This window comes from Desulfovibrio sp. GTC20076 (assembly GCF_055385905.1).
The window spans coordinates 97,772-118,874 of the sequence record NZ_AP039366.1 but is presented as its reverse complement, the minus strand read 5'-3'; the positions used below and the strand labels follow the sequence as shown (position 1 = coordinate 118,874).

The window sequence follows — 21,103 nt, the reverse complement described above, 5'->3', positions numbered from 1 at the left end:
CAGATGACGGTGATTGTCAACCGCGTCGCCGTGGTACGCCTTTGCCGCCACGCCAAACCAGCCAGTTTTATTCCGGTAAATTTTATGGATAACGTTTCATTATCTTCCCCATTGGCAATTCTGATTTACATGCCATCGATGAAACATTGTAAACTCCGTGCAAGACACCAAAAAGCGTAAAGCGACTGAACAGGGTCAACCTACTGCCGGGCAGAGGGTAAAACCTGACACTGGATAAACCACATCCGCGTCATTGCATGGAGAATGCCGATGAAAAAGCTGTCCTCATTGATTCTGGCTGCCGCACTTACGCTTGGAGGGGTAAGCACCGCCAGCGCCATTGACTTCAAAATCAGGGGCTACTGGAGTTTTTCCTACGAAGTTGCCACCAACAGCGCCTTTGTAAACAGCCGTGCCGGCGGCAGCACCGGAGACGACTTTTCTGCCGGTGAACGACTGCGCCTTTACCTTGAGGCCAAAGCCTCCAAATCCCTTTCCGGCACGGTGGGCATTGAAATCGGTGATATCTACTACGGGCAGGCGGAAAAAAACAACCGTGCCATGGGCGGCGCCCTGGGGGCCGACGGCACCCTCATCAAGCTCAAGCGCGCTTTTCTTGACTGGCAGGTTCCCAGCAGCGATATCAAAGTGCGCATGGGCATTCAGGGCATGAAGCTGCCCCTGTTTGCCTCCAGCGGCAACTTTGTGCTGGATGACGATGCCGCGGGCATTGTGGCCTCTTCGCGCGTTAACGAAAACTTTTCGGTCACGGCCATGTGGGCACGCCTGCTGAACGACAGCCCCCTTGAAACAACGCCGTCATACTATAATGGCACCGCCTATGACCCGGACCATCCCGACAACGATGCGCTCGACTTTTTCGCCCTGCTTTTTCCCGTGCGTTTTGACGGTTTCAACGTGACCCCCTGGGTGGGCTTTGCCGCCATGGGCGACGGCATCGGCCGCAACCCCAACAAGGATTACAGTGAAAATTTTATCAAAACCTCACGTAAAAAACTTCAGGAAGGCATGGGCGTTTACACAGGCACGGGCAAGGCCCCCATGCTGCTCGAATACGGCGGCGGCGAAACCTACACCTGGTGGGGCGGGCTTTCCGCAAACTTCAACCGTTTCGACCCCTTCATACTGAAATTTGACTTTATGTACGGCAACAAGCAAGGTAACGGCATGTACCGCGACGAGACCTATACCAAGGATAACGGCAAGGTCAAAAAACTGGGCAAGCACGGGCCTCTTGATGCCGACCGCTATAACCGCAGCGGCTGGTTTGCAAGCATACTTGCCGAATACAGGTTTGACTGGGGTACGCCCGGCATCTTTGCCTGGTACAGTTCCGGCGATGACGACGACCTCAATAACGGTTCGGAACGCATGCCTGCCATGTCAGGCAACTGGGAGTACACACACACCGGCTTTAAGGGAACCACGGCTTCAGGCGCGTATGACGGCATTTTCGCCTACCAGCCCCTTGGCCTCTGGGGCCTTGCGCTGCAACTGCGCGAAATCCCCCTGATGGAAGACCTTACAAGCCATATCAAGGTACTCTACATGCGGGGAACCAACTCCGCAAATATGCCCAAAAAGATCGCGGAATCACAATATCTGTTAAAAGAAAACATCAACGGCATCTCGCCGGCCGGGGCCATCGGTTCCTACCTGACCACCAATGACTGGGCCATGGAAGTGGACTGGAATACCGAATACAAGATTTACGAAAATCTCAAGCTCGTTGTTGAAGCATCGTATCTTTATGTGGATTTCGACAAGGATACCTGGAGCTACACGGCCCCCGACGGGGTAAAATACGGGCGCGAATGGGCGCAGCGCCCCGACAACCCCAACGTGTTCAAGGTGGGCCTCAACTTCCACTATTCGTTCTAGTATCCTCCCCGGCCTTTCCGCATTTCCTGCGGCAAGGCATTGCAGCCCCTCTTACGCAAAGATAAGGGGGGCTTTGCATCTCGCTGGCGAAGGCCAAGGCCGCCGCGTTCAAACATGGCGAACGCGCGAAGCATCTCTTGATAGCCGGTGTAAAGAACTGCAATATAATGAATACCTCCATAGCTGAAAAAGAAAATACCCCGCACACCCCGCAGCCGGGCATGGATTCTGCCCCCCCGCACTGCGCACCGTGGCTTTTTGATCCCCAGGACCATCAACTGGTCCGCCTCGTCAACGATTTTTCTGCCGCCCGTGCGCGCAACCAGTCCCTGCCCCAGCCGGACCCGGCCCTGCACCCCAACGGCGTTATCGAGCTGACCTCCGAACCGGGCCTGCGCATGGCCCGAGCCGTCATCATCCTGCTTGAAAGCCTTGAAGACGGCGGTCCCCAGGAAAGACTGCACGCCCTGCGCCGCCTGCATGACGAAGTGCTGTATTCCGTGCGCTCTCCCTTGCAGAAAAATACCGCGCGCGTACTCATCCAGCTTATGAAGGATCTTGTGCGCTCCAGCCCGCACACCCATCTGCAGCTCCCCCTGGCCCACGAATTCCATCAGGCCGTGCGCGGCACGCCCCGCATCATACGCAAGCTGCTGTGCCGCTATCACCTGCTGGAAATGCCCGAGGCCTGGAACCAGCAGGCATTTGACCATCACGTGCACGACGCCAACACCAAGGGGCGCAAAAGCCCGACACATCTGGTCATGGACGCCTGGGTCAAGGGCATCCGCTTTTTAACGGTCATCTACTACAATACCGTTGACCCCGAGGCGGCCAGCGAACTGCTGCGCGCCGCACGCATCATGGGCATTACGGTGCGTATCGGCATAGAATTTCGCGCGTCCTTTCGCGACAAGATGGTGGAGTTCACCTGGGTTCCCCTTGACATCAACAGTCCCAAGGCCTTTGCGGACCTGCTGCACAGGCCCGACATCGCCGGGGCGCTGTCGGAATACGCCGCCGTGAATACGTGGATGCAGGAGCATGTGCTGCGCCTGCTGCGAGCCTGGAACACCATTCACGCCCCCCGCCTGGCCGGACAACTGGGCATCCCCGTGCCTTCGCCGCTGAAAGAAGGGGGGTTTCTGGCTTATGTGGGCCACCGGCAGCCTTCATCCCTGCATCTGGCAGAGTACATTTTTTCCCAGTGGGCGCCGCTGGCGCATGAGGCGGCGGGCAACCTGCGCCGGCAGATGGAACAGCAGCACGGCGACGCGCGCGCCGCAACCAGAGCCCTTGTGGAAAGCCTTGAAGACTTCGTACCTGACACCATCCGCGCGGAATGGCTGAGCCCGGCCGCCAACCCGGACATGGTCTTTCCCTACACGCCGCACAAAAGCCTGCCCGACGTGCTGCTGCGTGAACCGGAAGCGCTGCTCGAAACCCTTACCCCCCTGCATCCGTGCCAGATGGTACTCAACCTCGCGGGCCTGACCCCCCAGGATGTCCTGGAACTGCTGTGGCGCGGCAAGGGGCATATCACCCACCTTGAGCTGTTCAACCTGCGGGAATGGACCGGCGGACAGCTCGACCATGTGGAAGCCATCAACTGCCTGCAACGGGCCATTAATGAAGGCAGCATACTGCGTCTTAAACAGGTCGTTCGCCAGATCGTGCGGGAAAAACCGGAAGACTCCGCCCGCCGTCCGCTGTTGCAGGCCATACTCGACCAGTTGCCGCGACTTCAGGAATTCTATGCGTCCGCCCAGCTTGGCTCGCGCATTGGCACAGATTCCACAAGCCGCTCGCACCACACCCACGGCATGGGGCTTGTCTTTGTTGAAACCCTGCCGCAGCAGGCCCGCGACGCCCTTGCCCGGGAAGACAAGGAGCAACGGCTGCTTCTGCCGGTGCATACGGACATTTACAGCTTCGTGCAGCACCACGAACCGCCGTATGCGCAGCCGTGGTGGATAAAGCGCCTGCGCCGCCTGCCCGGGCTTCGCCATCTTGGCTGCCACTGCGTACACGGGTGGGGGCTTGAAAAAAAGACCACCACTGTGGGGCAGGATGGCAACCTCGTTACTCTGGGCGGCGTTGACGCCAAGGGCATGAACAGGGAAAATATCAAGGACAGCGCCAAACCCGCCTTTGATGTCAGCCCCTGGAACCCTACCTACATGAATAGCGATGTGGTCAACCTGCTCAAGATTCTGGTGGGTTTTCTGCCCGCGCAATGGGCCTTCTGGTATGTGGGGAGCTGGTGGGTGCTCACCTGGTTCGGCGCGCTGCTCTGGTTTGCCATCACGGCCGTGCGCAACGTGGCGCAATCTATGGTGGGCGGCGGAGCCTTCAGCCGGTCCATGCTTGTGCCGTGGAACCGCTATGTGAGCTGGAGCCGCATGGCAGATTCCCTCATGTATACGGGCATATCCGTACCCCTGCTTGAAGTGGCCGTACGCCTGTGGCTGCTTGAAGACCTGATGGGCATAACCGTGCAGGACAATGCGGTCATGGTCTATACGGTCATTGCCCTTGTAAACAGCATCTATATTTCCGGGCACAACATCTTCCGGGGCCTGCCCAAGGAGGCTGTGGTCGGCAACCTGTTCCGCAGCGCCCTGTCCATACCGCTGTCCATGCTGCTCGGGCACGCGCTTCTGCAGTTTTTCATTTTCCTGCAACTGCCGGATCCCATGATACTGCTGCAAAACTGCGCGGCCATTGTGTCCAAGTGCTCTTCAGATCTCGTGGCGGCCGTTATTGAGGGCTTTGCCGACCGCAACCATTACCTGCGCATGCGGCAAAGCGATTACGACAGCAAATTTGCCCAGATTTTCAAAAGCCTCGCCACCCAGGAACTGCTTTTTCCCCACCGCAACCTGGCAAAAATGCTGCAACATCCCCAGGAATACTGGAAAAAGCTCTATAAAAATGACCCTGTAGCGGCAAAACAGGCCCTGGAGCACATGCTGGACATGATGTACATGTGGTACTTCAAGCCCCGCGCCAGGCAGGTTTTCTGGCAAAAAATCAATAGCATCCCGCCAGAAGAAAAGCAGGGCATCCTGGCCTTGCATTCGCTGCTGCGCCTTGAGCGCGAAATTACCACCCAGCTTTTGCAGGGTTTGCTTGGCAAGGATTTTTCCCGTGTGCTGACCTTTTATCTGCAAAAAAACAGGGAATACCTGCATGAACTGAAGGAGGCCAGATTCCGCGCAGCCGCCTGACAGAAATCCCGGAGCCGGCCGACCACAAAAACAAAAATTAACAAAACATCGTATACCCGCGTGCAGATGGAAGCACTGCACCTTGCCCACCCCTGCCACCTCGTCCACATGAACGTGCGTAACATTCTTGAAGGAGCCGCCGGGGCGGCCGAAGAATGCACGCGTGTGCTTGAAGCCGTATGCACACCCCCGGCGGGCGCCACGGTTCTCGGCATCTGCACGGCAGCCAGCAAGGAAGACGTCTTTTCCCTGGACGACATGTCACGCCCGATGAACCTGACGCATGCGGAAATTTCGTTGCGCATAAACAACGCCATCGCTGATGTGACCGACCGCTTACCGGAGCCTATGCAGACACCGAGCCGCGCAAGGAATCGGAACTGCCCCCCTTCGGCAGCACCCTTTTTGTGGTTCTGCTGCCGCTTCTGCTCATGATTGCCAAAACCGTTGTGGAACTGAGCATCGACAAGCAGAATCCCCCCGCCTATATGACCTATGTGAACTTTATCGGCACACCCATGATAGCCCTGTTCATCTCGGCGGTGGTGGCCTATTTTGTACTGGGCCGCGCTCGCGGATTCAACTGGGACCAGCTCGGCCGCTTCAGCGAATCCGGCATGGCTCCCTTGGCGTCCATCATGCTTGTTATCGGCGCTGCCGGAGCGCTCAACCAGATTATCACCGACAGCGGCGTGGGCCTTGTGCTCAAGCAGGTGCTTACCAGCCTTCAGGTAAGCCCCCTCATTCTGGCCTGGATTATTGCCATTACACTTCGTTTTGCCCTCGGCAGTGCCACCGTGGCCATGATGACAGCGGCAGGCCTTATCCTGCCGGTGCTCAGCGCCAATCCCCAGCTTGATCCGGCACTCATGGCCATCGTCATCGGCGCAGGGGCCATCGGCGCTTCGCAGGTGACGGACTCCGGCTTCTGGTTCGTCAAAGAATCACTCGACATTCCCATGGCTTCCATGTATGCTACCTACACGGCGGGTACTACCATCGCCGCAGTGCTCGGCCTGGGCGGCACACTGCTGTTACAGATGTTCCTCTAGATGTAGAGTGTCAACACGTTGTTCACCCTCCTAGCCTTGAAGCTGGAGGTTTTCTGCCAAGAGCCGAGTGTGGTCGCAAGAAATTATACCGATGCGTCCATATCGACAGATAAGCTGTTCTTTTCCATGAGTGGGTATACGTTTCGGCGTATGCCCACTCATTCAATGCTGTTCGAATGAAGCGTTCTGCCTTGCCGTTGGTTTGTGGTCTATAAGGCCGTGTGCGTTTATGCGTTATTCCAAACTCACGGCAAGCGTCTCGAAATTTCCAAGACCTATAGCAAGCGCCATTGTCCGTCAGAATTCGTTCTACTTTGATGCCGTGCGAAGCATACCACGCGATGGCAAACCACAAAAACTCTATGGCAGATTCCGCCGTTTCATCCGGCAGTACTGCCGTATACGCGGCCCTGGAAGCGTCATCCACACATACATGTAAATATTCCCAACCTGGTCGACGCCGACGGACTTGCCGTGTCCCCGTCTTCCTATGACCAACTCCATCAATCTTGCCGAGACGCTTGATGTCCAGATGAAGCATCTGCCCCGGCTTCGCCCATTGATAACGCTGTACCGGCTCTTTTTCTTCCAAAGAAGAAAGCCGGGAGCAGCCGAGTCTGCGCAAGGCACGAAACACAGTGCTGCGGCACAGGCCAAGGCGTAATGCGATTGCGTCGCCAGTCTGTCGCTTTTTCCGCAACTCAAAAATTCTGGAAACGTCCAGCTCCGTCAGCCGATTTCTGCAATGTCGAGGCCGGGAAGAGGCGTCTGCTAAAGAAGCAAGACCTCCTTCACGGTATCGCTTCATCCATTTTCTGGCGGTTCGCAGGCTTACTCCAAATCCTGCCGCCACCGTAGCGGCAGGATTGTCCAGCATCCGCTGTATCATTTCTTCTCGACCTCTTGCGGTCAGTTTGGCATTCTTATGGCTGTTCACCTTCTCCCTCGATCGGTTTGCTGTTGTCTGTTAACTCCAGCTTTACCGACTTGGGGGAGGGTGAACAACCTATTGGAACACTACATCTAGGCATCCCGGCCTTGAGATCATACATTTTCAAGGCTGTTACGGCGCTCACTGTGGCGTTTACGCCTTTATGGCGAACACCGGCCCGGCACATGCCACCCGCTCCAGACCGGATTTCACGGCTGTGGAAGCCATACGGCAGCATGTCCGGCCAACGCGGGCTTTTTTCCCGGGCAGAAACCCTTTCTGCCCGGGAGCCTGCCCTTGAAGCAACAGGGCATCAGGCCGGAGCCGAACGCCCTGTGACGGTCAACTGTTTCTTTTCAGGGTATATCAGTGCTGCCCGCCCTGATGCATGAAAAATCCCGGCGGTGCGCTGCGCGGCAATGCCCGCGGAATTGCGCAGACGGATCCGGCTGCGCCAGGCGGCTGTCTCAAGCGTAACATGCCATAAGGAGCATTGCATGAAAATCGTCATTGCGCCGGATTCATACAAGGAATGCCTGTCGGCCCTGCAAGTCGCCACACTTATAGAGTCGGGCTTTCGCGAGATATTTCCCGGTGCCGACTACATCAAGGTTCCCGTGGCTGACGGCGGCGAAGGCACGGTGGAAGCTATGGTGGAAGCAACCCGGGGAACCCTTGTGCCGGTGACGGTCAGGGGCCCCCTCGGCGAAGCCGTGGAAGCTTTTTACGGCCTTACGGGCGATGGCGGCACGGCCGTCATTGAAATGGCCACGGCCAGCGGCCTGGGGCTTGTGCCGCCGGAACAGCGCAATCCCCTGCGCACCACAAGCTACGGCACAGGCGAACTCATACGCTCGGCTCTGGATGCCGGGGCGCGCAGATTCATCCTCGGCATCGGCGGCAGTGCCACCAATGAGGGCGGCGCAGGCATGCTTCAGGCGCTCGGTGTGCGGCTGCTCGATAAGCAGGGCCAAGAAATCGAACCTACGGGACTCGGACTCGGCAAGCTTGCGCGCATAGACCTGTCCGGTATTGATCCGCGCCTGAAGGACACCGTCATTGACGTGGCCTGTGACGTAGATAACCCCCTTTGCGGCCCGCGCGGCGCATCGGCCATTTTTGGCCCGCAAAAAGGTGCCACACCCGAAATGGTACAGCAGCTTGACGGCTACCTGCAAAATTTCGCAGCCATAACCCTCCGTGACCTTGGCATTGATATGGCCCATATCTCCGGTGCCGGAGCCGCCGGTGGCATGGGCGGCGGCATGTACGCCTTTTTGCGCGGGCGCCTGCGCCCGGGCAGCGAAATTGTCACCGAAGCCGTGGGGCTTGACGCGCTTGTCAGGGATGCGGACCTTGTCATCACCGGCGAAGGCCGTATTGACGGGCAGACAGCTTTTGGCAAGGCCCCGGTGGGCGTGGCCCGCGTGGCAAAGCGCTACGGCAGGCCCGTAATCGCCATCGGCGGTTCCCTGCGCCATGACGCCCATGTGGTGCATGAGCACGGCATTGACGCCATTTTCAGCGTACTCTACCGCCCATGCAGCATTGGCGAAGCCCTGGCTGAAGGCACGGACAATCTGCGCACGGCTGCGCGCAATGTTGCCGCCGCCATATCCGTGGGCGGCGGGCTTGGCTCTGTGGCAACGCGGGCGGGCAGATGATCGCCGCCTACCTTGCCAGCTGGCGCAGCCACCCGGTGTTCAACATCCTGTTTGTCTGCGCCATGGCCTTTTCCTGGGCCATATACGCGCTTCTGCACCTCAAGGGTATTCCCTGGGGTTCGCAACAGGCCAATATTTTTGTATTTGTCATTGCGGCCCTGTGCTTTGTCTTTATTTTTGTTTTGCCCCGCTATGCGTTCCGCCCGGTGGCCGTACACTATTTCATCATGGTGGGAACCCTGCTGCCCTCACTGGCCAACGGGCAGGAACTCATGCGCCAGAGCGGGCTGTTCAACTAGAACATTTCAACGTTGAAAACATTCTTAAGGGGTAGACACGCCCGTTACGACGCGCAACAGCGCAGATACACTGCGCTCAGGCTGCCGCCAAACGCCTGCCCGCACAGCCCTCAGGACAAATTCAAAGCAAGGCTGACCCAAGACAGTTCACTTTGAAATGCCTGCCGGGCAGCAAACATCGCTGCCGTCTTCGCCGTAAATGGTCTGGGCCGCGCATGTGCGGCGGCATGGCACAAATAAAAACAGCAGAGGCGGAACAGTCCGGGCAGCTTGCCCCGCTGTTCCGCCTCTGCGTATTTTGTTGCGTCTCCAGAGCAAGTTAACTTTTAAATCGCTCTGGCGGCTGCGTGAGCATCTGTTACCCGGCTGCAAGCAGCGGGACCAGCACCTGGCCCAGTTTTTTGCGAAACTCCTTCTGGTCCAGATCATTTTTCTGATTGCCGCGCAGCAGGCTCACGACTATTGCCGCCCCGGTCAGAAGCGAAAAAACCGCATCTGCTCTGGCGGCAGCACCGGGGCCAGTCAATCGCCGCGCCAGTCCCTTACGTCTTTTTTCAAAAAAATCGGCTATAATATCAGAAACTTCCTGATCAAGCGCCGAAAAAAGGATTATGCGAAACTCGTCCAGCCACTGGCTATGTTCTCCTTCATGCACAATGCTGTTCAATGCCTGATCCAGCAGATCAGCCACGTCGTCCTCCACGTCTCTCGGAGGTATCAGTTCACTAAGGGATTCCACTACGGCCACAAAAAGCTTCTTCTTGGAGCCGAAGTATCTGTTGATAAGCGTGGCATTGACCCCGGCCTTGGCCGCTATTTCCCGTGTGCCCACGCTTTCGTAGTTATTGTTGGCAAAGAGGCCACGCGCCGCCAGCAGTATTCTCTGCCTGGTCCGGGCCGCGTTGCGGGTTTGCCTGCCCTGATCCGCCACAAAGGGGGAATGTTCGGAAGGTATGGCGGTTACAGGGGCCTTGCCGTCAGTTTTCACGGTGTTGCTCATGGCGTCCCTGCACTCGATTATGATGACCGGAAAAGGCGGAAGCCATGCCCGGCCATGCGTGCGTAGAAAAATCTATTCTTCCGGCGCGCACCCGCCCTGGCACAGGTGTTCTGTGCCGAAAGCCGCCAGCCTGCCGGCGGCAAAAGCATCAAGACAGGAGCCGACACTGGGCAGCCCCGCATTGTGATATACTGCGATGCCCGCAGCCTGCATGGCCTGAAGCGGGCGCAAGCCCATACCGCCTGCCAGCAGAACCGTCACTCCCAGACGCGACAAAAGCTGCACGGGGCCACCGCAGTCGCCCGGCATGTGCCCCAAACTGGTCCGCACCGCAACATGCCCGACCTTGCCGTTTTCAACCCTGGCCAGCGTATAGGCAGAACAACGCCCGAAATGGGGATGCGGCGCGGATTCAAGGCCGCCCTGCCCCTGTGATGGTACGGCCACGAGCACACCTTCGGCATCCGGAACCGGCGCTGCATCCTCCGGGGCGTCCACCGCGCATACGCCGCCCTCAATGCGCAGGGCAAGCCCGTCCACCAGGGCCTCGGCCACACAACGTCTCGCGCGGCGCAAAAGTCTGCCGAAGGTATGTCGTGAAACGCCCATGTGCGCGGCGGCCTCATCCATGTTCAGACCTTCATAGTCGGCCAGGCGCAAGGCCTCCAGGCCATCCAAAGGCAGGATGGTTTCTTCAAGATCGGTCAGGGGTACACCCTTGGGCTTGAAATAACTGTTCTTGGGAAGGGCGCTGACACGGCGGCAATGACAGGGTCTGGGCATAAAATTTTAATCTTCCAGTGCTGAGACTGTTTACTGGTAGCTCTTATACACAAGGTAGGACATGGTGTGGCTATCGTCAAGGGAAGGTAAAGCGGCAGAACGTATTGCGCGGAACCGGTGGGGTAAACCGGTTCCGCGCATGGTCACCGCCGCAGGCTTTCAGCCTGCGGAGCGGTAAGACGGATGAGTGATCCTGCTCCGGCAAGGCTCAAGGGCTGTTGTGCCGGGAACAGCCCGTTCCTGAAACAGCTCCTGCTTTATGCCCGGGACGCCTGTGAAACAGGGGGCTGACAACTTTTTTCTGTCCATTGCCCGGGCTTGCCGCACCGGCGGAAATAACGCCGGCAAGAGCCTTGCAGACGGCAACGGCCTAGTGCTCGCAGCCGCCGCAGGTCTGGTCCAGATTGAAACGGTTGAGCTTGTTCTGCAGAAAAGCCTCCACAGCCTGCCCCACGGTGGCGCAGTTGCCCGCAAAAAAGACCTCTATGTTCATCTGGTTAAAGCCCGCGAGGGGGCGCATGCCCATGCCGCCCGCCAGCAGGGCCGTGACGCCGTGACCGGCAAGATACTGCACCGGCGCAAGGCAGCCTCCCTGCTGATGCGGCACAGCCGCCAGGGTGGACTGGACCGTCACAGCCCCGTTTTCTATTTCAACAATAGTGTAGATGGCGCAGTGCCCAAAGTGCATGCCCATGCCTGCGTCCATGCCGCCGGGAAGTTCGGAAGGAATCGCCAGAACTGTCTTGCTCATTGTACTACATCCTTTACAGGGTTTTTATGGTGCTGTTTGTATTGCGCCGGGTAGCCGCATCCGCCGCCCCGGCAATGCGCCGCCAGATGCGGGCAAGTTCATCAGCAAGGGGCGAGTCACGCTCGGTCAGCGCCTCGCCGCGCGCCATGGCCTGTACCACAAGCGGACTGAAAGGCAGCCGGCCTGCCACAGTACGGCCCATGCTCGCGGCCTCAGCCTCCAGGGCGTCGGCTTCGTGGGTATTGAGGTCGGCCTTGTTGATGATGATCGCCACAGGTATGCGAAAATGCCTGCACAGATCAGCCACACGGCCGAAATCGTGACGCCCGGACGGTGTTGGCTCAACCACGGCCACGGCCAGGCTGGCCCCTGAAAGAGAGCTGATCACAGGGCAGCCCACACCGGGCGAACCATCACAAAGCACAAGGTCGCTGCCTTCACTCCGGGCTGTTTCGCGCGCCTGCTGTTTGAGCAGGCTCACCAGGCGGCCCGAATTTTCCTGACCGGGATCAAGCTGGGCATGCACAAAAGAACCGAACCGCGTGTGACTCAGATACCATGTGCCGCAGTGGCGCTGCGGAAATTCTACAGCTCCGGCCGGACAAAGCTTGTGGCATACGCCGCAGCCTTCGCAATCAAGAGCGTCTATATGATAGAACTCCCCTTCCCGGCTTACGGCCCCAAACCGGCACAAATCCATACAGCGGCCGCACAACGTACAGGCCTGCCGGTTGATGACAGCCGTATTGCCGGAAATGAAAGCCTGCTCCTTACGTACCTGGGGCTTGAAGATAATGTGCAGGTCAGGCACATCCACATCCAGGTCGCACAGCACGGGCTTTTCGCCCCCGCGTGCAGCCAGCGCCGCCAGCGAAGCGCAGACCGTGGTTTTTCCTGTTCCGCCCTTGCCGCTGATAACAACTATTTCGCGCACGGCTTTCCCCCTCTGCCGGCGGATTCGCCGCAAATTCCGGAAACCTGCGCTCCTTCTGCGCGGCCTTGCGTTGCGGCAGCCCATCGCCGCAGGTCTTTGCCAAGAGTTTCAAACCGCCGCCGCCAGGCCGGTGCACCGGCACTCTGCCCCACAGGCGGCAACTGCCCGCGCGCGTAATCTTCGGCAGCCTGACGGTCAAAAGGCAGGCGGGCCAGCAGTGGCAGAGCTTTTTCCGCGCAGTAGCTGTCAAGAATTTCATCGCCGGACTCGTTGCCCGGCATGCCCACGCGGTTCATCACCACAGCCAGCGGCATGCCCAGATGGCTGAATGCCTGATGGGCCAGCGTAAAATCATACATGCCAAAAGGGGTTGATTCGGCCACCAGCACAAGAACGTCCGCCAGGCGGGCTGTGGTCATGGCCGGACAGCTCACGCCGGGAGGCGCGTCTATCAGAACATCCGGCAGCACATCTGAAGGCGTCTCCGGCGGCACGGCAGCCGAAGCGGAGTCCGTAACGGGAGCGGATACGGCACTCACGCCCGACGGAGCGCCCAACCGGGCATCAAGCGCTTTTTCGAGTGCGCGCAGCAGGGGCGGCGACATGGCTTCACCCACACGGCTTCTGCCCATGAGCAGGGTATTTTCCCAACCCTGGGCCACGCCCCACACACCGTACTGCAGGCTGCCAAGTTCGCGCCGCCCTTCGTCCAGCGCGCCGGACGGGCATACTGCAAAACAGCCGCCACAGCCGTGGCACATGTCTGAAAAAATGACTGGCTTGCCGCCAAGGATCGCAATGGCCTTATAGGCGCACATTTCTCCACAGGCTCCGCAGGCCGTGCACTTTTCCTTGTTCAACTCAGGCACGGGCAAAAAAACGCTCTCGGGCGCTGTCAGTTGCGGGCGCAGGAAAAGATGCAGGTTGGGCGCCTCCACATCCGCGTCCACCAACATGCAGGAGGCGGGCCATGTTACAGCCAGTGAGGCCGCTACCGTGGTTTTTCCCGCGCCCCCCTTGCCGCTGGCAAAAGCAATACGCATGCCGCCCTACCTGTTGGGAGCCTGGGCCGGGCTGGCCGCCCCACTTGTATATATACGTACGGCTTCGCCTACGCTGCGGCCGTCCATATCCTGGTACACTTCCATCCCCGCAGCCTGGAGCGCCGCAAAGGCTTTAGGGCCTACATAGCCGCTGAGCACGGCTTTGACTCCAAGGGCAGAAAGGCGCTCCGCCGTCTGGATGCCCGCACCCTGAGCCATGACCTGCGATTCCCCGTTATCCACATATTCCGGCTGCGCACTGCCTGTATCCACAACCACAAAGCCCGCAGCACGCCCGAACCGGGGATCGACCTGCGCATCCAGGCCCGGGCCTTCACTCGAAACGGCAACTTTCATAGTCCGCTCCTTTGCGCGGCAGAACCGCGCTTTTTTGTTTTGCTCAAACGAGCATAATATTCAAGCAGCGGATGTCAAGAAAAAATCACGGCCGGTGCAACAAAAAGCGTCCCTGCGTGCGGCATGCCGCACGCAGGGACGCTTGTACAAAACACACGGCGGATTATGCCCGCAAAAACATTTCTGCCAGAAACAGGGTTACGCCAGCCCGAAACGCAGCCCCGCGTAGCCGACCACCCGGCTGGTATCGCCGGATGCGGCCGCCGAGGTATCGTACAACGCCAGCTCGGCCCAGGGGCTGCCCATGGCGTGCGCTGTAAACAGGGCCAGTGCCATGGCCCCTGCACCGCACATGGTGATGCTTTCACGCTCCACCACGGTCAGCAGCCCATCGGGATCGCAGGCAAGCACCTGGGCAAGGGCGAGGGCATCTTTGTGCAGGGTCAGTTCCTGGCTCTGATAATGGTTCAGGTCAGAACTGACAACGATGCCGACACTGTGCCCCTCCGCCTCGAATGCCTGTATGACCCGCGCCAGGGCAAGGCCCGCTGCACGCAGGGCATCCGGGCTGCGCGTACCCACACATACGGGTACAATGCTGCGCCCGGACTCGCGGGGCAAGGGCAGGCTTTGCAAAAACGGCAGCAATACCTCAATGGAGTGCTCGCTCACATGGCAAAGCTCGTCTTCAAAAAAACCTCCGGCAGCCTGCACCAGCGCCTGTCCAAGCTTCTCGTCCACCACAACCGGCCCCAGGGGGGTCAGCCAGTGCCCGCCGGTCCAGACGCCCAGCGCTCGCCCCTGTCCGGTATGGTTCGGGCACAGGATAAAAAGCCGTTCGGGCAGATTGGCTCCGGCTGTGGAGCCGTCCCAGGCGCTGGTCAGTGTGCCGCCAATAACGCGCCCGCAGTAGACATAACCGGCGTGAGGCAGCATAAGCCCCAGCAGGCGTGCGTTTGCCTCACGCGGTATTTCACCGGGGACAAGGTTTTCAGGCACACCCCCGGACATAAGCCACATGCGGATTTCTTTTTTCAACTGTTCGGCATCAGCAGGATAAAAACGTCCCGCCGCGATGGGGTGTCGTATGCTCATGGCTGCTCCCGGAATTTGGCGTATATAAAGAACGCTGCGAACCCTGCGATCAGGGCAGGCCGGGTATTGGTGCCCGGTATTTCCGCGCGCTGCCGCCGTATCAAAACACTTTATAACATAATCTATGGACCCTTTAGAGCACATTTACAGGTTTTTTGAAAGACCCTTTTCTGCGGCCACCTCGCCGGCGTCCCGGCCGCTCCCCCCGGCAACTGTCTGCTGCCGGGGGAAGAAGCCTGAAATATGGTGCAGGAATGGTTGCAGGCCGGATTATGCCTGCGTAAGACCGCCCAGCAGGGCGTAATGTGTTTCCATATATTCCAGCAAACCTTCCCGGCCGCCCTCACGGCCGAGCCCGCTGCCCTTGACGCCGCCAAAAGGCGTTTCGGCCGAGGCCAGCGCCGCATCGTTGATGCCGACCATGCCGAAATGCAAGCCCTGCCAGAGCCGCCACACACGCGCCATATCCCGTGTGCAGACGTAGGACGCCAGCCCGTATTCCGTATCGTTGGCAAGGGCAATGGCTTCCTCTTCGCTTTCAAAAGACATGACGGCCGCTACAGGCCCGAAGATTTCTTCGCGGAAAATACGCATCTCGGGGCGCAATCCCGTGAGGAGCGTAGGTTCATAAAAATTTCCCCCAAGGCTGTGGGGCTGCCCGCCCGTCACGCGGCATGCGCCCTTTTCCTGCGCATCACGCACAAGCGCATCCACATGTGCCACGGCCCCGGCGTCAATGAGCGGTCCCATTGTGGTATCGGCTTTCAGACCGTCCCCCACATGCAGCCCGCGTATGCCGTGCAGCAGACGGCGTACAAAGGCATCAAGAACGTCCTTGTGCACCAGAAAGCGGTTGGCGCAGATGCAGGTTTGCCCGGCATTGCGAAACTTGTTGCCCATGGCCATGGCTGCGGCCTGGTCCAGGTCTGCGTCGTCAAAGACGATAAAGGGCGCGTTGCCGCCGAGTTCCAGCGATACGCGCTTGAGGGTGGGGCCGCACTGGGCGGCGAGCTTTCTGCCCACAGGTGTGGAGCCTGTAAAGCTGAGTTTGCGCACAAGCGGACTTGAAGTAATAACTGCGCCGATGGCCCCGGCATTGCCCGTAATGACGTTGAACACCCCGGCGGGAATGCCCACCCGCACTGCCAGTTCCGCCAGGGCCAGCGCGCTGTACGGCGTAGCGCCGGCGGGCTTGACAATAGCCGTGCAGCCCGCGGCCAGAGCCGGAGCCACCTTGCGGGGTATCATGGACATGGGGAAGTTCCACGGCGTAATGGCCGCCGCCACCCCAAGGGGAGCGTGCCGGGTCAGCGCCTGAGTGCCGTGGCGGAACGTGGGTACAACCTCACCGCTTACCCGTCGCGCCTCTTCGGCATACCAGGGAAAGTAGGATGCACCCTGAAGGATCTCTGCCCTTGCCTCGGCCAGCGGCTTGCCTTCTTCAAGAGTAAGCAGCCGGGCCAGGTCTTCAAGGTTGGCATGTATGGCCTGTTCCCAAGCGTGCAGATAGGCTCCGCGCTCCTGCGGACTTTTGGCCTGCCAGATCTCAAACGCCGCATGCGCGGACTCCACGGCATGCCGGGCCTCGGCCTCGCCGCAGTTGGGCACATGGCCGAGCAGCTTGCCGTTGGCCGGATTGGTGACTTCTATAACGCTTTTATCCGCCGCATCGCACCACTGCCCGTTGATCAGGCAGTGGGGACGAAAGAGGCTTTTATCCTGCAATATCCGGTGCATGTAAACCCCCGTTGCGGCGCGGGCGGGGGTCAGAAGAGCTGTTTGCCCTCCATCCAGTGATGCTTGACGCGCCCGCGCAGTGTCTGCCCCAGAAAGGGCGTGTTCAGGCTTTTGGAATACATGGTTTCCCGTGAGGCAACCCATGTTTCGTCCGGGTCAAACAAAAAGAAGTCTGCCGGGTCGCCGGGGATAAACCCGTTCCACGGCAAAGCGAAAATTTCGCCCGGGCGGCGGCACCACAGGCGGTGCGCATCGGCCTCGGCCAACACGCCTTCGCACACAAGCCCCCAGGTAAGGCTCAGGGCCAGATCAAGGCCGGTAAAACCGCAGGGTGCTTCGTCCAGGGTACCGTCCTTTTCATGGGCCGCATGGGGCGCATGGTCGGTAACAAGAATATCCACAACACCCGTTTTCACAGCGTCACGCAGGGCATCGCGGTCGCGCGCCGTGCGCAGGGGCGGACTGACCTTGGCCTGGGTACTGTAGTTCTCAAGTGCGTGCTCGTCCAGCAGCAGGTAATGCGGGCAGGTTTCTGCGCTGACCTTGACGCCGCGCGCCTTGGCCCAGCGGATGATGTCCACCGTCAGTTCCGCCGAAACATGCGCAATATGCACCGGAATATCAAGATACTCTGCAAGCATGATGTCGCGGGCGGCCTGTACGGCCTCACCGGCGGCGGGCTGCCCCTTGAGGCCCAGCAGGCCGCTGGTATGCCCTTCGTGCATGATCCAGCCACGGGCCAGGTGCGGGTCTTCACAATGGTCAATGAGTACAAGCCCCAGATCCGCCCCATATTCCATGATACGGCGCACAAGCTCGGCATTTTCCAGCGGGCGGCCGTCATTGGAAACAGCTACGCAGCCGGCCTCCTTGAGTTCGGCCAGGGGAGCCATCATTTCTCCCTTGAGACCCACGGTGGCGGCGGCCACAGGGAACAGGCGCGGGCCGTGCGGATGGCTCCGGCGGGCCTTGTCCAGCATGTGGCGGGTAACGCTTGCCGTATCGTTGACGGGCTTTGTATTGGCCATGCACATGACACCGCCAAAACCGCCGCGCGCGGCAGCCTCAAGGCCCGAGGCCACGTCTTCCTTATACTCAAAGCCGGGTTCGCGCAGGTGTACGTGGGCGTCGATAAGGCTCGGCATGAGCACAAGGCCGTGCGCGTCAAAAATCTCGCAGCCTTCGGGGGGCGTGTGATGCCCCGCAGGGGTCATGGTCGTAATTTTTCCGCCGGTCACCAGAAGGTCCACCGGGGCTTCCAGGTGGCGGGCATTTTTGATGCAAAGCCTCATGCGCGTCCTCCATCATTGCGCGTGGCCAGAAGATACAGCACTGCCATGCGCGTGGCCACGCCCGCAGCCACCTGATCAAGCACCAGGCTTGCGGGGGCATCAGCCATATCGTCTGAAATTTCCAGTCCCCGGTTCATGGGACCGGGGTGCAGCACACCGGCGCCGGGCCGGGCCAGCGCCATGTGTTCAAGGCCAAGGCAGAAGCGCCGCGAATATTCGGCCAGATCGGGCAAAAGCCCGGCCTGCTGACGCTCCAGTTGCAAACGCAGGCACATTACGGCGTCCACATCGCGCACCGCCTGTCTCAGATCGGTATATACCTCCACCGGCCAGTGGTCCACCCCGGCAGGCAGCAGGGTGCGCGGAGCGCACACCCGTATGCGTACGCCAAGGCTGGTAAGCAGGTGGATATTGGAACGCGCCACCCGGCTGTGTGCGATATCGCCCAGAATAAGCAGGGTACGGCCCTCAAAGGAATTCGCCCACGCTTCACGCAGGCTGAAGCAGTCCAGCAGCGCCTGTGTGGGATGGGCATGCCAGCCATCGCCGCCGTTCACCACGCCGCAGGGCAGCAGGTCTGCCACATAGCGAGCCGCGCCGCTGCTGGAATGACGCATGACAATGACATCCGGCGACATGGCCTGAAGTGTCAGGGCCGTATCCTTGAGGCTTTCGCCCTTGTTGAGGCTTGAGCCGCTCTTGCCCAGCGCAAACGTGTCTGCCGAAAGGCGCTTGCCCGCCACATCAAAGGAAGTTTTGGTGCGTGTGCTGTTTTCCACAAAAAAAAGCACCACGGTCTTGCCCTTGAGAGTGGGCACCTTTTTGACCGGGCGGCTGTTTATTTCCTGAAAGCTGGCGGCCAGATCAAGCAGATGCAGGGTATCCGCCCTGCTCAGCTGCGTTACATCCAGCAGGTCCTTGTGCGGCCAATGGTAGCGATTGTCGGTATTCATGGCAGTGCTGTGTAAAAGGTAAAAAAAAGCCCCGCTTTTCAACGGGGAACGACGGGTACGGCTGCGGCCCTGAACGGCGGAAACTTCAAAAAATCCGGCAGACCGGGCGCTGGAAAAAACGCCCGCCCTGAACCACACGTTTCGGGAGCGACAGACATCATGTCTTTTATGTAGGCGCGCCGGGGTGCTTTGTAAAGCAAAAAGTCTGTTGACGCCCGCAGGGCCATTGTCTAGTTAGAAGAAGGCCATACCACCGGGCGCGCCCGAAAGGCGCTTGCCCGGCCTTTTTCGGCGATTTGCCCGGCCCGGCTTGCCGCCTTTTTGTCAGGGCCGTTTTTTCGTATTTGTTTTCAGTATGTTCCGGAAATTTTCAGGAGGATGCGACCAATGCTTACAACGCTTGTGATCTATCTTGCCTGTGGCGCGGTGGCTGGTGTGCTGGCCGGGCTTCTGGGCGTGGGGGGCGGCATTGTGCTGGTCCCCATGATGGTGGCTATTTTTCCCACCGTGGGCGTTCCGGCGGAATATGTGCAGCAGATGGCGCTCGGCACGTCGCTTGCCTCCATCATGATCACATCCATTTCCAGCGCCCGCGCCCATAACAAGCGCGGGGCCGTACACTGGGACATCTTCCGCAATATTACCCCGGGCATTCTTCTGGGTACGTTCGCAGGCGGGCTTATTGCCACACACATGCCCACCCTGGCGCTCAAGGTCATCTTCATCTGCTTTCTTGTTGTGGTGGCGGCGCAGATGCTTTCCGGCTACCGCCCCCCGGCCACACGTAGCATGCCGGGCTTTGCGGGCACATCAGGCGTGGGCCTGGGCATAGGACTTCTTTCAAGCTTTGTGGGCATTGGCGGCGGCACTATTTCCGTACCTTTCATGACTACATGCAACGTTCCCCTGCACCATGCCGTGGGTACTTCGGCCGCCATCGGCTTTCCCATCGCCGTGGCGGGCACGCTTGGCTATATTGTAGGCGGCTGGGGGCGTCCCGACCTGCCTTCAATGGCTCTGGGGTTTGTAAACCTGTGGGCGCTGCTCGGCATTGCTTCGGCCAGCTTTCTTACCGCACCCCTGGGGGTAAAACTGTCGCACGCCCTGCCCGCCGACAAGCTCAAGCGCGGCTTTGCCTGCTTTCTGATCATTGTGGCGGCCAGGATGGCCTGGGGATTGCTGTAACCATAAATTGCTGTCAGGATGGCGGTATGAAACTTTATACCTACAACCACAAGCTGGCCGAATCCGTCTGGTGGAACCTGCTCTGGCTGACTCTCGGCGGCCTGCTCATGACCATCTGCGTGCAAAGCGTGGCCGCACCCCACGACTTTCTCGCCGGGGGCATCATGGGCGTGGCCCTGCTGACCAACTACTGGACAGGGACGCTCACCCCCCTTGTCTGGTACGCACTGCTCTGCGCGCCGGTGTATATTTTCGGCTGGTTTTTTGTGGGAAAGCGCTTTCTGCTCTATACGGCGTACGGGACCCTGTGCACCACGGTTTTCGGCTTTTTTATCGACTTTACCATCCCCGTACAGGACGACCTCTACGCCGCGGTTGTAGGCGGCGTACTGCACGGCACGGCCTGTGGCATGATGCTGCGTACCCTGGGCAGCGGCGGCGGCACTGACGTTATCGCCGTGGTGCTCAAAGACCGCTGGAATTTTTCTATCGGCCAGTTCAATGTCATTTTCAACGGTCTGCTTTTTCTGCTTGGCGCGTACCGCCTGCCCCTGGACCTTATCGTGGCGTCAATGATCATGATGTTCATCTCATCCAGCGCCCTTGAGTACGTGCTGGGCATGTTCAACAGGCGCAAGCTGGTCATGGTCATCTCCGACCACGGCGAAGAAATCAGCGAGGCCATTCTGGTAACGGAACGCTTCGGGGCGACCATGTTGCGCGGCAAGGGAGCCTACTCCGGCTCAGACCGCGAAATCCTGCTCACCGTCACCACCAACATCGCCCTCAAGCGACTGGAAAACCTGGTGTACAGCATTGACCCCAATGCCCTCTTTATTGTTGAAAATACCTTCTATGTCTCCGGCGGGCAGTTTGCCCGGCGCGGGCGGTAGGA

Annotated in this window: 18 protein-coding genes and 1 pseudogene; 8 read left to right on the top strand and 11 right to left on the bottom strand. The window is 59.4% G+C overall.

The window, feature by feature from the left end:
- The first annotated feature begins 270 nt into the window (after positions 1-270).
- The 4 genes from ACZ495_RS00505 (at position 271) to ACZ495_RS00490 (ending at position 6,184) form a co-directional block, all read left to right on the top strand.
- Positions 271-1,902, top strand: a complete 1,632-nt coding sequence (locus tag ACZ495_RS00505) for an outer membrane homotrimeric porin (RefSeq protein ID WP_012625477.1) — start codon at positions 271-273, stop codon at positions 1,900-1,902.
- A gap of 167 nt (positions 1,903-2,069) precedes the next feature.
- On the top strand, positions 2,070-5,132 hold the full coding sequence (locus tag ACZ495_RS00500) for a hypothetical protein (RefSeq protein WP_464262458.1): 3,063 nt from the start codon (positions 2,070-2,072) through the stop codon (positions 5,130-5,132).
- Positions 5,133-5,192: 60 nt separating this feature from the next.
- Positions 5,193-5,567, top strand: a complete 375-nt coding sequence (locus tag ACZ495_RS00495) for a hypothetical protein (RefSeq protein ID WP_296986296.1) — start codon at positions 5,193-5,195, stop codon at positions 5,565-5,567.
- On the top strand, positions 5,540-6,184 hold the full coding sequence (locus tag ACZ495_RS00490) for a GntT/GntP/DsdX family permease (protein ID WP_464262457.1): 645 nt from the start codon (positions 5,540-5,542) through the stop codon (positions 6,182-6,184). Before ACZ495_RS00495 ends, ACZ495_RS00490 begins: the two co-directional genes overlap by 28 nt.
- Here ACZ495_RS00490 and ACZ495_RS00485 read toward each other — a convergent pair.
- Positions 6,181-7,121, bottom strand: a pseudogene (locus ACZ495_RS00485) (IS481 family transposase). The gene ACZ495_RS00490 and the pseudogene ACZ495_RS00485 sit on opposite strands and share 4 nt — an antisense overlap.
- A gap of 491 nt (positions 7,122-7,612) precedes the next feature.
- On the opposite strand from ACZ495_RS00485, the gene ACZ495_RS00480 reads away from it, so the two are divergent.
- Positions 7,613-8,779 carry a glycerate kinase gene (locus ACZ495_RS00480; RefSeq protein ID WP_464262456.1) on the top strand — a complete coding sequence of 389 codons (1,167 nt, stop codon included), beginning with the start codon at positions 7,613-7,615 and terminating at the stop codon, positions 8,777-8,779.
- Entirely contained in the window at positions 8,776-9,078 is a 303-nt protein-coding gene (locus ACZ495_RS00475; protein ID WP_012625481.1) for a hypothetical protein, read from the top strand. Before ACZ495_RS00480 ends, ACZ495_RS00475 begins: the two co-directional genes overlap by 4 nt.
- Positions 9,079-9,436: 358 nt before the next feature.
- Here the strand turns inward: ACZ495_RS00475 and ACZ495_RS00470 are convergent, their stop codons facing one another.
- From ACZ495_RS00470 to ACZ495_RS00425, 10 genes are all read right to left on the bottom strand, one after another.
- Complete coding sequence (locus tag ACZ495_RS00470) at positions 9,437-10,078, bottom strand: TetR/AcrR family transcriptional regulator (RefSeq protein WP_072311959.1); 642 nt, start codon at positions 10,076-10,078, stop codon at positions 9,437-9,439.
- Positions 10,079-10,150: 72 nt separating this feature from the next.
- Complete coding sequence (locus ACZ495_RS00465; protein WP_072311958.1) at positions 10,151-10,861, bottom strand: DUF134 domain-containing protein; 711 nt, start codon at positions 10,859-10,861, stop codon at positions 10,151-10,153.
- Between the two features lie 370 nt (positions 10,862-11,231).
- Positions 11,232-11,612 carry a NifB/NifX family molybdenum-iron cluster-binding protein gene (locus ACZ495_RS00460; protein WP_464262455.1) on the bottom strand — a complete coding sequence of 127 codons (381 nt, stop codon included), beginning with the start codon at positions 11,610-11,612 and terminating at the stop codon, positions 11,232-11,234.
- Between the two features lie 13 nt (positions 11,613-11,625).
- The gene (locus ACZ495_RS00455) at positions 11,626-12,546 is read right to left on the bottom strand and encodes an ATP-binding protein (protein ID WP_464262454.1); all 921 of its coding nucleotides are present in this window, start codon (positions 12,544-12,546) and stop codon (positions 11,626-11,628) included.
- Positions 12,534-13,589 carry a nucleotide-binding protein gene (locus ACZ495_RS00450; RefSeq protein ID WP_012625486.1) on the bottom strand — a complete coding sequence of 352 codons (1,056 nt, stop codon included), beginning with the start codon at positions 13,587-13,589 and terminating at the stop codon, positions 12,534-12,536. Before ACZ495_RS00450 ends, ACZ495_RS00455 begins: the two co-directional genes overlap by 13 nt.
- Before the next feature lie 6 nt (positions 13,590-13,595).
- On the bottom strand, positions 13,596-13,946 hold the full coding sequence (locus tag ACZ495_RS00445; protein WP_012625487.1) for a NifB/NifX family molybdenum-iron cluster-binding protein: 351 nt from the start codon (positions 13,944-13,946) through the stop codon (positions 13,596-13,598).
- A 198-nt stretch (positions 13,947-14,144) separates the two neighbouring features.
- Entirely contained in the window at positions 14,145-15,041 is an 897-nt protein-coding gene (gene amrB / locus ACZ495_RS00440; protein ID WP_072311955.1) for an AmmeMemoRadiSam system protein B, read from the bottom strand.
- A 270-nt stretch (positions 15,042-15,311) separates the two neighbouring features.
- Positions 15,312-16,778, bottom strand: coding sequence for an NAD-dependent succinate-semialdehyde dehydrogenase (locus tag ACZ495_RS00435; RefSeq protein ID WP_394027166.1), 1,467 nt, complete (start codon positions 16,776-16,778; stop codon positions 15,312-15,314).
- Positions 16,779-16,807: 29 nt separating this feature from the next.
- Positions 16,808-18,070, bottom strand: a complete 1,263-nt coding sequence (locus ACZ495_RS00430; RefSeq protein ID WP_407844026.1) for a dihydroorotase — start codon at positions 18,068-18,070, stop codon at positions 16,808-16,810.
- Positions 18,067-19,023 (bottom strand): aspartate carbamoyltransferase catalytic subunit, encoded by a 957-nt coding sequence (locus ACZ495_RS00425; protein WP_012625491.1) that lies wholly within the window; start codon positions 19,021-19,023, stop codon positions 18,067-18,069. The genes ACZ495_RS00430 and ACZ495_RS00425 overlap by 4 nt, the downstream gene beginning before the upstream one ends.
- 387 nt (positions 19,024-19,410) lie before the next feature.
- Between ACZ495_RS00425 and ACZ495_RS00420 the strand changes: the two genes are divergently transcribed.
- Both ACZ495_RS00420 and ACZ495_RS00415 read left to right on the top strand, forming a co-directional pair.
- Positions 19,411-20,208: a sulfite exporter TauE/SafE family protein gene (locus ACZ495_RS00420; protein ID WP_012625492.1), complete on the top strand. Its 798-nt coding sequence runs from the start codon at positions 19,411-19,413 to the stop codon at positions 20,206-20,208.
- 26 nt (positions 20,209-20,234) lie between these two features.
- On the top strand, positions 20,235-21,101 hold the full coding sequence (locus tag ACZ495_RS00415) for a YitT family protein (RefSeq protein ID WP_012625493.1): 867 nt from the start codon (positions 20,235-20,237) through the stop codon (positions 21,099-21,101).
- Positions 21,102-21,103 lie beyond the last annotated feature (2 nt).

Excerpts from the sequence above, each read along its gene's own strand:
- ACZ495_RS00505 (WP_012625477.1), top strand. The coding sequence starts at position 271 with ATGAAAAAGCTGTCCTCATTGATTCTGGCTGCCGCACTTACGCTTGGA.
- ACZ495_RS00500 (WP_464262458.1), top strand. The coding sequence starts at position 2,070 with ATGAATACCTCCATAGCTGAAAAAGAAAATACCCCGCACACCCCGCAG.
- ACZ495_RS00480 (WP_464262456.1), top strand. The coding sequence starts at position 7,613 with ATGAAAATCGTCATTGCGCCGGATTCATACAAGGAATGCCTGTCGGCC.
- ACZ495_RS00475 (WP_012625481.1), top strand. The coding sequence starts at position 8,776 with ATGATCGCCGCCTACCTTGCCAGCTGGCGCAGCCACCCGGTGTTCAAC.
- ACZ495_RS00470 (WP_072311959.1), bottom strand. The coding sequence starts at position 10,078 with ATGAGCAACACCGTGAAAACTGACGGCAAGGCCCCTGTAACCGCCATA.
- ACZ495_RS00465 (WP_072311958.1), bottom strand. The coding sequence starts at position 10,861 with ATGCCCAGACCCTGTCATTGCCGCCGTGTCAGCGCCCTTCCCAAGAAC.
- ACZ495_RS00460 (WP_464262455.1), bottom strand. The coding sequence starts at position 11,612 with ATGAGCAAGACAGTTCTGGCGATTCCTTCCGAACTTCCCGGCGGCATG.
- ACZ495_RS00450 (WP_012625486.1), bottom strand. The coding sequence starts at position 13,589 with ATGCGTATTGCTTTTGCCAGCGGCAAGGGGGGCGCGGGAAAAACCACG.
- ACZ495_RS00445 (WP_012625487.1), bottom strand. The coding sequence starts at position 13,946 with ATGAAAGTTGCCGTTTCGAGTGAAGGCCCGGGCCTGGATGCGCAGGTC.
- amrB (WP_072311955.1), bottom strand. The coding sequence starts at position 15,041 with ATGAGCATACGACACCCCATCGCGGCGGGACGTTTTTATCCTGCTGAT.
- ACZ495_RS00435 (WP_394027166.1), bottom strand. The coding sequence starts at position 16,778 with ATGCACCGGATATTGCAGGATAAAAGCCTCTTTCGTCCCCACTGCCTG.
- ACZ495_RS00430 (WP_407844026.1), bottom strand. The coding sequence starts at position 18,070 with ATGAGGCTTTGCATCAAAAATGCCCGCCACCTGGAAGCCCCGGTGGAC.
- ACZ495_RS00425 (WP_012625491.1), bottom strand. The coding sequence starts at position 19,023 with ATGAATACCGACAATCGCTACCATTGGCCGCACAAGGACCTGCTGGAT.
- ACZ495_RS00420 (WP_012625492.1), top strand. The coding sequence starts at position 19,411 with ATGCTTACAACGCTTGTGATCTATCTTGCCTGTGGCGCGGTGGCTGGT.
- ACZ495_RS00415 (WP_012625493.1), top strand. The coding sequence starts at position 20,235 with ATGAAACTTTATACCTACAACCACAAGCTGGCCGAATCCGTCTGGTGG.